The sequence below is a fragment of the Kiritimatiellales bacterium genome (genome assembly GCA_041656295.1).
GTDB lineage: Bacteria > Verrucomicrobiota > Kiritimatiellia > Kiritimatiellales > Tichowtungiaceae > Tichowtungia.
The window spans coordinates 1-8,006 of the sequence record JBBADV010000036.1; the positions used below are offsets into that span (position 1 = coordinate 1).

8 protein-coding genes and 1 pseudogene are annotated in these 8,006 nt (G+C 50.2%); 3 read left to right on the forward strand and 6 right to left on the reverse strand.

All coding sequences use genetic code 11. The features are described 5' to 3' along the window. Positions 1 to 241 precede the first annotated feature (241 nt). Positions 242 to 613, reverse strand: coding sequence for a response regulator (locus WC959_12620; GenBank protein MFA5689959.1), 372 nt, complete (start codon positions 611 to 613; stop codon positions 242 to 244). Then, the gene (locus WC959_12625) at positions 582 to 2,213 is read right to left on the reverse strand and encodes an ATP-binding protein (protein ID MFA5689960.1); all 1,632 of its coding nucleotides are present in this window, start codon (positions 2,211 to 2,213) and stop codon (positions 582 to 584) included. The genes WC959_12620 and WC959_12625 overlap by 32 nt, the downstream gene beginning before the upstream one ends. 287 nt (positions 2,214 to 2,500) lie before the next feature. Here WC959_12625 and WC959_12630 point away from each other — a divergent pair, with 287 nt between their 5' ends. Further along, positions 2,501 to 3,478, forward strand: coding sequence for a tyrosine recombinase XerC (locus WC959_12630; GenBank protein ID MFA5689961.1), 978 nt, complete (start codon positions 2,501 to 2,503; stop codon positions 3,476 to 3,478). Positions 3,479 to 3,602: 124 nt separating this feature from the next. Here the strand turns inward: WC959_12630 and WC959_12635 are convergent, their stop codons facing one another. Beyond that, positions 3,603 to 4,175, reverse strand: coding sequence for a hypothetical protein (locus tag WC959_12635; protein MFA5689962.1), 573 nt, complete (start codon positions 4,173 to 4,175; stop codon positions 3,603 to 3,605). Positions 4,176 to 4,410: 235 nt separating this feature from the next. Next, entirely contained in the window at positions 4,411 to 4,683 is a 273-nt protein-coding gene (locus WC959_12640; protein ID MFA5689963.1) for a hypothetical protein, read from the reverse strand. Between the two features lie 223 nt (positions 4,684 to 4,906). Between WC959_12640 and WC959_12645 the strand changes: the two genes are divergently transcribed. Continuing rightward, entirely contained in the window at positions 4,907 to 5,248 is a 342-nt protein-coding gene (locus WC959_12645) for a hypothetical protein (protein MFA5689964.1), read from the forward strand. A gap of 125 nt (positions 5,249 to 5,373) precedes the next feature. Here WC959_12645 and WC959_12650 read toward each other — a convergent pair whose 3' ends face one another. Then, positions 5,374 to 6,237, reverse strand: a complete 864-nt coding sequence (locus tag WC959_12650; GenBank protein MFA5689965.1) for a site-2 protease family protein — start codon at positions 6,235 to 6,237, stop codon at positions 5,374 to 5,376. Positions 6,238 to 6,348: 111 nt separating this feature from the next. Here WC959_12650 and gap point away from each other — a divergent pair, with 111 nt between their 5' ends. Further along, positions 6,349 to 7,344, forward strand: a complete 996-nt coding sequence (gene gap / locus WC959_12655) for a type I glyceraldehyde-3-phosphate dehydrogenase (GenBank protein ID MFA5689966.1) — start codon at positions 6,349 to 6,351, stop codon at positions 7,342 to 7,344. A 9-nt stretch (positions 7,345 to 7,353) separates the two neighbouring features. Here gap and WC959_12660 read toward each other — a convergent pair. Next, a pseudogene (locus WC959_12660) lies at positions 7,354 to 8,006 on the reverse strand (DDE-type integrase/transposase/recombinase).

Sequence of the window (8,006 nt, forward strand, 5' to 3'; positions counted from 1 at the left end):
GTGTCATCCTTATGAGTCAACGAAACAATCCGCCCCCCTCTGCGGCCCGTGCTTCGGTGTCTTTTTTTATGAGTCAATTCGCGCCATACGAATATATCTGCAACATCTGGACTTCTGATCCGGATCGGTTTAAGTTTGATCCGTTCCAGCACACTGCGGGACTAAACATCTAATTTTATAATTCGATATTTGCAAACGCGCCCGGCGGGCGCGCAATGATGAATCAATAGAAAACGTTCTATCACGCTGTTGCGAGGAGAGTTTTTACGGCATTGATTAATTCGGCAAGGGCAACAGGTTTTTCAAGGGTTTTATTGGCGCCCATCTGTTCGGCTTGTGACAGGAAATTAAAGGGCGCCTCGCGCATGCCGCCGGAAATTGCAATGACAGGCAGGCCGGGCGAATTCGCGCGCAATCGTTGTATCAGCTCAAGTCCGTCCATTTCCGGCATCATGATGTCGGTGATGACAAGGTCGGGCTCACGTTCTCTGGCGGCAGCCAGACCTTCGTGTCCGTTGCCGGCAACGGCGACGGAGTAGCCTTCGATTTCGAGCACCTGCTGAAAGAGGCCGCGGACGGCTTCATTGTCTTCGATGATCAGAATATGACCCATGACGCAGATCCTTTTTGTCAGCGGATTTCTTGAGCGCAGTGTAAACGACATTCAATAATCCGGGAATGGAAAACGGTTTTTGCAGGAAATAATATTCGTTGTGGTCAAGCTCTTCCCGCAATACGGGCGTATGATCGCGGCTGATGAAGAGCACAGGCATGTTCAGATTTTTTTCATGCAACTGGTGCACCAGCTCAATGACAGTTTTATCCGGCAGGGCGGCGGCACATATGAACAGATCGAAGCCGGAGCTCCGGGCAACGGTTTGCAGTGCCTCTTTGACGGTACCGACGGTTGCGGTTTTATAACCGGCGGACGTTAAGGCCGGTCCGGCGGGGCTGCCCGCAGCGCAGTCATCGCTGAGAATAAGAATGGACTTTTCTTCGACAGCGCAAATTCCGGGTGACGGATTCACTCCGGTTTCTTCAACATGATCCGCCGGCAGATAAACGTTGAAGGTGGTTCCGCTGCCGAGTTCGGTAAGGATGGTAATCCAGCCGCCGGCATCTTTTACAATGCCGTACACAACGGCGAGTCCGAGTCCGGTGCCCTGATCAATCCCTTTGGTGGTGAAAAACGGCTCAAAGAGCCGTTCTTTTACTTTGTTGCTTATGCCGGTGCCGGTGTCACGAATGGAAATACAGACGAACGAACCGGGGCGGCCGGCGGGCATTGCGGCAGCGGCTTCAGGCTCGAGCGTGATGTTTTCTGTGGCGATGAGCAGATCGCCTCCGGCCGGCATGGCATCGCGCGCGTTCAGGGCGAGGTTCATGACAATCTGTTTTATCTGATCATAGTCCGCGTGAACCGGATAGAGTTCCGGCGACAGATGAAACGTGCAGTTAATGCTGGTACCAAGCAGGCGGAGCAGCGGTTCGGTTTCGCGAATCGGAACATTGAGATCAATCTGCCGTTTGCCGCCCGGTCCGGCGCGGCTGAATGACAGCAGCTGGCGCGTTACTCCGGCGGCGTGCCGGGCGGCTTTTTGAATCTCCAGCGCGTTTTTCTGTTCCGGTGTGCCGTCTTTCAGCCGCCGCAGCAGCAGGTCGCTGAAGCCGAGAATGGCCTGCATCACATTGTTGAAATCATGCGCGACGCCGCCGGCGAGCTGTCCGACAGCATCCATCCGCTGATTCTGCAGGAAGGCGTTTTCAAACTGCTTTTTAACAGCGGCCTGTTCCGCCGTGCGCTGTTGAACTCTGTTTTTAAGCCGTGCAGCGCGCGTGGAAAAAACGGCAGTAAGAACCGTTAAGAGCAGCGTCAGCGCCGTCCCGGCCACCAACGTTAGAGTTGATATATGTTTGATACTGTGCAATTCAGTAGATGCGAAAAACAGATTGTGCAGCCGCCGGTATTCCGGCAGGTGCATATCATCCGCATGAAACGAAAATTTTCGCGCAGCCGGCGGCAAAATCGCCGTCGTCGCCGCATACGCCTGCCGGCCGGGCTCGCGCCGCAGCGGTTCTTTCGTGCACTGACCGTAAGCGCGACCGACCCCGAGTGCCGCCGGCGCCAGAATCAGTATCAGACCGGCATACATTCCGGCACACCGGAACTTTTTCATCTGCTTCAACAGACCGGAGCTTGCTGTTGTTTTCATGAACTTCATTTTCCGGCATGGAACATAGCCCTGTTTTCTCCGGAAATGAACAGCAAAATCATGCGAACCGAACAGATGCAACGCAACTTCTGGATGCGCGTTTCCGGCAGTTGGATATACAATCAGAAAATCCCTGCAAAAAATCAAAGGGTGTCAAAAAATATTTCGGGAGGGATGACGTTGATTCCGTCTATATACATTTTCGTGATTATTTTGCCGCTTCTGCAAAAAATCCGTTTCTAACAGGCACATCAGTGCTTATACTGATGGCTGTTCAATTGATAGAGATGAGTTCCGAACCAAAATCTGAAAAAAGTTTAACCATCGATCCGTGCATTGCACATTTTCTGCAGTTTCTGCAGGGCGAGAAAAATGCATCGGTGCATACGGTAACGAACTATCTGAATGATATAAATCAATTCATTCAATTGATCTGGGGCGATGAACTACAGCCGCCGTACCGGTGGAAAGATGCAGACCGTTTTTCCGCGCGCAAATTTCTGGTGGAATTTCAAAAGCTGGAGATGGAACCCGCAACAACCCGCCGGAAACTTTCCGCGCTGCGTTCGTTTTATAAATTTCTGGTGCGCGAAGAATATGTACCGAACAATCCATTCAGCGGGCTGCTCCTGCCGAAAAAAGGCAGTTACCTGCCGGCAGTTTTGTCTGCCGGTGAAGTGGACCAGCTGCTCGCCGCACCGCGTGAAATGGGAAAAGCGGAAAAGAAAAAGACTATTTTTGATGAATATATTCCGGTGCGCGACACCGCAATTCTGGAAGTGCTTTACAGCACCGGTATGCGGGTCGGCGAGCTGGTATCGCTGACCGAAGACCGGATTGAAATTCTTTCCGGTGTTGTGCGCGTGCATGGCAAAGGAAATAAGGAGCGGCTTTGTCCGCTGGGACGCCCCGCAGAAACTGCATTGCAGAATGCATTGTCGATGCGCGCCGAAGTCTGGAACTCGCTCGGGATTCCCGGCGATCGCCGGAATGTAATTTTTTTGAATAAACACGGCGGAAAAATTACGGCGCGTTCGATTGAACGGATGATGAAAAAATATGTTGTATACTGCGGATTAAAACCAACGGTTTCACCGCATACACTGCGGCACAGTTTTGCCACGCACATGCTGGACAACGGTGCCGATCTGCGCAGCGTTCAGGAACTGCTGGGACATTCAAGCTTGTCTACCACGCAAATCTACACGCACGTTTCCATTGAAAAACTAAAACGTGTTTATGAGACTGCTCATCCGCGCGCATAAAAAAACTCAGTTGTGATAAACAGTCACGAAAATACGGTTCATGCCGTTTGCACAGTTCATCCACCGCAATCGCGTTATGATCGCAACCGGCACGCACGTTCGGACATGCAGCATGTTCAAAAGTTTACGTTTTCATATTGTATTCCGGCGCGAAAAGCGGTTGTGCTTCGCAGAGATTCAGCAGCACGGGATAAAGATCGTCATCCCGGTGATTGAAACGGTATTCGCACTCTTTGAGATGCATGATAAATTTATTTACATCCATAGCATGAAATTTTAAAAACCGGCGGTATATTCTCCTCCAGAATTCCTCGATATCAGTAATAAGCGCGGAATGCTCGTGCAGGTGATACAGCCGGCACTGTTTATTACCGAAATGAATCTCAGCATGAGATCTGTTTTGAATCACACTGTCGCCGGCCGACAGTGTATAGACTTTCCCGTCGCACCAGACCACCCCGAAAACTGAATGTTCTTTGCCGGGGTCCGCAGCAGCAGTGCCGATCAACGGACTCTCCTGCTCGCACAGCGCAACAACCCGCTTCCGCAGTGCAATAAAAATCCGTTCGATAATATTCCGGCTGATGCTGGTAAACATTGCACTTTTAGAAACATTAATATCCATTGAAAAACATTTTATTACTTTTTTGAATTCTGCCTCGGAAAGCACAGACCGGTATATATATTTGTTTTTCATAATGATCAATCCGGAGCGGGACGATGCGGCATGCCCTGTTTCCCCTCAAACCTTGTTTCGTCAGACGTTCCATTATTTTTGAAAGACTTGATCAGCATAATGAATATAACCGCGCATGCAATCAGGAACTTTTGAGACCTTTTCCATCACTTGATTGTGCTGACATCTTAAAGTTGCTTTTACGTTGAGAGGTTAAACTGTGAAAATTTCCGGCGCGGAAGGTCGATGACTTTCATTAAACCTGTTCAGGTGCTTTGCGTGTACGATTTTCTGAATTCGCGCGGTGCAATTCCGGTATACTGCTTGAATTGCCGTGAAAAAAATAGACGGATGAATAACCCAGCCGCTCGGCAATTTGGCCGATGGTCAAACTGGATGTGAGCAGATAATTTTGCGCGCGTTCGATGCGAGCGGTGACGATGTTGTAATTCCCCCGCCATTCCGGCAGGAATCCTGTTCGCCGGGATTGGCTTTGACGGCGGTGCAAAGAGGTGTGTGAGCGGCTCATTAATAAACTGCGCCGATGATCCGCTCCGGCGGCGGTTGTGTATGCCGGGGCTGGATCACCGCTACCGGTGGAAGTTCCGCTTGAAAATGATCATTTCTACATTCGCAAAGTCTGGGAAATCATAGTGCATGAAAAACGTCGGCAGCCGGTTCTTTTTTCAAAAAGCCTTGTTCAGAGCACAGTGTTTGAGGTAAGCTTGCCGGTATAATTAAAGGATTGAATTATGGCTTCGAGCGATATTTATGAAATTAAAGAAAATCCGCGGGCGAAACCGGTCAAGTCGAACCGTTTCCGGCGCCACCGGCGCGAAAAAACATTTTCTGAAGCCACTGAAGAAATTTCGTTGAATCATAAACGCCGGAGCAAAAACAGCGGGTTCCGGCGTTTCCGGCATCAAATGAAAAAGCCGGGCTACAGCCGCCGGTTCTGGCTGATTACAATTGGCATTATTACTACGGCAGTGCTTGCTATCTTTATCTGGGATCAGTTTTTCCGTTACCCGGAAGAAGCAGAACGTATGCCGGGACAGGAAAAATTTTATCACCGTATTCCGCGGTACGACTGAAAAGAGAGACACGAAATTTAAGACCGGCAAAAGAGGGTTTTAAATTTCAGGTTTACCGCTTTGCTGCCCCGGCGTTGTCGAGCCCTTCTTCGCTTTAAATCAGGTTCTGATATTCAAGCCTTCCGTCAACCCTCGTTCCAGTTTTTAAACAAATCGTTGAAAAAGCTGTTGGTTTTCTGCTGCCATGTTTTCCAAAACGGCTGCGGTTTTGCGGCGTACGGCGGCGGACTGACTTCAATATCAGGTTCATCAAGCGTAACCCACTGCCGCTGCGCATGCATCATTGCCACGGACCGGTATTCTGCTCCGGCGGCCTGATAGATAAAAATTGCGATCAGAATTAAAATCCAATTCCACGTCATCAGTCCGAAAACTCCAAATACAACCGCCATAATTTTCCCGATGCGCACGGCAAGTCCGGTGGCCTTTAACAGTCCGAGTTTCGGCGTCATCACCGCACGAAAAATGCGTCCGCCGTCCATCGGAAACGACGGCAGCAGATTGAAGAGGCAGAGCATCAAATTAATTCCGGCGAGCGAAGCCAGCAGCGGGCTGACCGGTGCCAGAAAAATAAAAAACACAAACAGCAGAAAACTCGTTACCGGACCGGCGAGTGCAATGAGCAGCTCACTTTTGGCGCTGGTCGGCAGTCCGCTCATTTTGGCAACACCGCCGATCGGCAGCAGCAGGATTTCATGTACACGGCAGCCTTTTTTGATTGCAACCCATGAATGGCCGAGTTCATGTGCAGCAACGCAGCCAAAAAGGCCGGCGGCCAGCAGAACGCCGTACAATCCGCTGGCAAATGCAATTAGAATCAGCAGAATGATCAATGTAATGTGAATACGAATCGGAATTCGCATTACAGTGGTCAATAAATAGGAAGATTTAATCATATGCGGAGTTTCGGCGGTGGCGGGGAAACTGTCAAGGCACAATGGAAACAGCAGGCGGTAAATTAAAATTATCCTGCTGTAAATTTTCAACATTTCTTCACTCCTTTGCTCCAATCTCTTGACTTGCTTCCGGCGATTCCTGTAAGTTTCGCGGAATTTTTAATGAACCCGGTCCTTATGCAGGACTTACAAACTGGAGAAAATATGGCTACAAAAATTGGTATTAACGGTTTCGGCCGCATCGGTCGCATGGTTTTCCGTGCCGCCGCTGCCAGCAGTGACATCGAAGTGGTTGGAATTAACGACCTGCTCGACGTCGATTATCTGGCATATATGCTGAAATTCGACTCCGTACACGGTCGCTTTAAAGGCACCGTTGAAACGAAGGACGGCAAACTGATTGTCAATGGCAAAGCAATCCGCATTACTGCTGAAAGAGACCCGGCCAATCTGAAATGGAATGAAGTCGGCGCTGAAGTGATCATCGAGTCCACCGGACTTTTCCTCACGGATGAAACCGCCCGTAAACATATCACCGCCGGCGCGAAAAAGGTTATTCTTTCCGCTCCGTCCAAAGATGCAACACCGATGTTTGTCTGCGGCGTGAATACCGATTCCTACGCCGGTCAGGACATCGTTTCCAATGCATCCTGTACTACCAACTGCCTTGCTCCGCTGGCTAAAGTTCTGAATGACAATTTCGGTATCGAAAAAGGTCTGATGACCACCGTACACGCCACGACTGCAACACAGAAAACTGTTGACGGCCCGTCGCATAAAGACTGGCGCGGCGGTCGCGGAATTCTCGAAAATATCATTCCGTCCTCCACCGGCGCAGCGAAAGCCGTGGGTAAAGTTATTCCGGAGCTCAATGGAAAGCTCACCGGCATGGCATTCCGTGTTCCGACATCGAATGTTTCGGTGGTTGACCTGACCGTTGTGCTGAAAAAAGAGTGCTCTTACGAAGATATCTGCAAAGCGATGAAAGATGCTTCCGAAGGCGCACTTAAAGGCATTCTCGGTTACACCGAAGAGGCTGTTGTTTCTACGGACTTCGTCGGCGAAGTCTGCACATCCGTCTTCGACGCCAAAGCCGGAATCCAGCTCGACGGCTCATTCGTCAAACTTGTTTCCTGGTACGACAACGAGTGGGGCTACTCCAACAAAGTCCTGGACCTCGTTAAAGTTATCGCCAAGTAAGGATTGGATTTAGCTGTTTAGTCCCGCGGTGTGGTGGAACGGATCAAATTTAAACCGATCCGGAGCAGAAGTCCAGATGTTGCAGATATATTCGTATGGCGTGAGGCCATGTAATGTTTTGAGCCGTTTGGCAAAGTAACAGGCCATCAAAAAGGTCTGTATGTGTTCTTTCAGCTGATCATGGGTTCCATAGTGATAACGCTTCACCGTGGCCTCTTTCAACGTCCGGTTCATCCGCTCAACCTGTCCGTTGGTCCAGGGATGGTTGGGTTGGGTCAACCGGTGATCTACATTGTTTCGGGCGCAAGCCGGTTCAAAGGCATGTGCGCGAAAAAGACCCCGCAATCCATTGCCTGCTTAATATCCGCTGTCGCAGACCGCCGGTTACCCGGCGAGGTAAACCGGGTTCCGTTATCCGTTAATACGGTGTGGACAGTATCAGGAACGGCCCGGATGAGCTCTGGAAGAAAGTCGGCGGCAATTCGCCGGGCTGCCTTTTCGTGAAGCTGAACAACAGTAAATTTTGACGTACGGTCAATGGCAGCAAACATATATAACCTGCCTTCTTCCGTGCGGACCTCAGCGATGTCGATATGGAAAAACCCGATCGGACAGGTTTTGAATTTCCGTTTGCTCCGGGGATCTTTGGTATCCGGCAGCCG

What these genes read in the sequence shown, in the direction of transcription:
- WC959_12620 (MFA5689959.1), bottom strand. Translation starts at nt 613, where the DNA reads ATGGGTCATATTCTGATCATCGAAGACAATGAAGCCGTCCGCGGCCTC.
- WC959_12625 (MFA5689960.1), bottom strand. Translation starts at nt 2,213, where the DNA reads ATGAAAACAACAGCAAGCTCCGGTCTGTTGAAGCAGATGAAAAAGTTC.
- WC959_12630 (MFA5689961.1), top strand. Translation starts at nt 2,501, where the DNA reads ATGAGTTCCGAACCAAAATCTGAAAAAAGTTTAACCATCGATCCGTGC.
- WC959_12635 (MFA5689962.1), bottom strand. Translation starts at nt 4,175, where the DNA reads ATGAAAAACAAATATATATACCGGTCTGTGCTTTCCGAGGCAGAATTC.
- WC959_12640 (MFA5689963.1), bottom strand. Translation starts at nt 4,683, where the DNA reads ATGAGCCGCTCACACACCTCTTTGCACCGCCGTCAAAGCCAATCCCGG.
- WC959_12645 (MFA5689964.1), top strand. Translation starts at nt 4,907, where the DNA reads ATGGCTTCGAGCGATATTTATGAAATTAAAGAAAATCCGCGGGCGAAA.
- WC959_12650 (MFA5689965.1), bottom strand. Translation starts at nt 6,237, where the DNA reads ATGTTGAAAATTTACAGCAGGATAATTTTAATTTACCGCCTGCTGTTT.
- gap (MFA5689966.1), top strand. Translation starts at nt 6,349, where the DNA reads ATGGCTACAAAAATTGGTATTAACGGTTTCGGCCGCATCGGTCGCATG.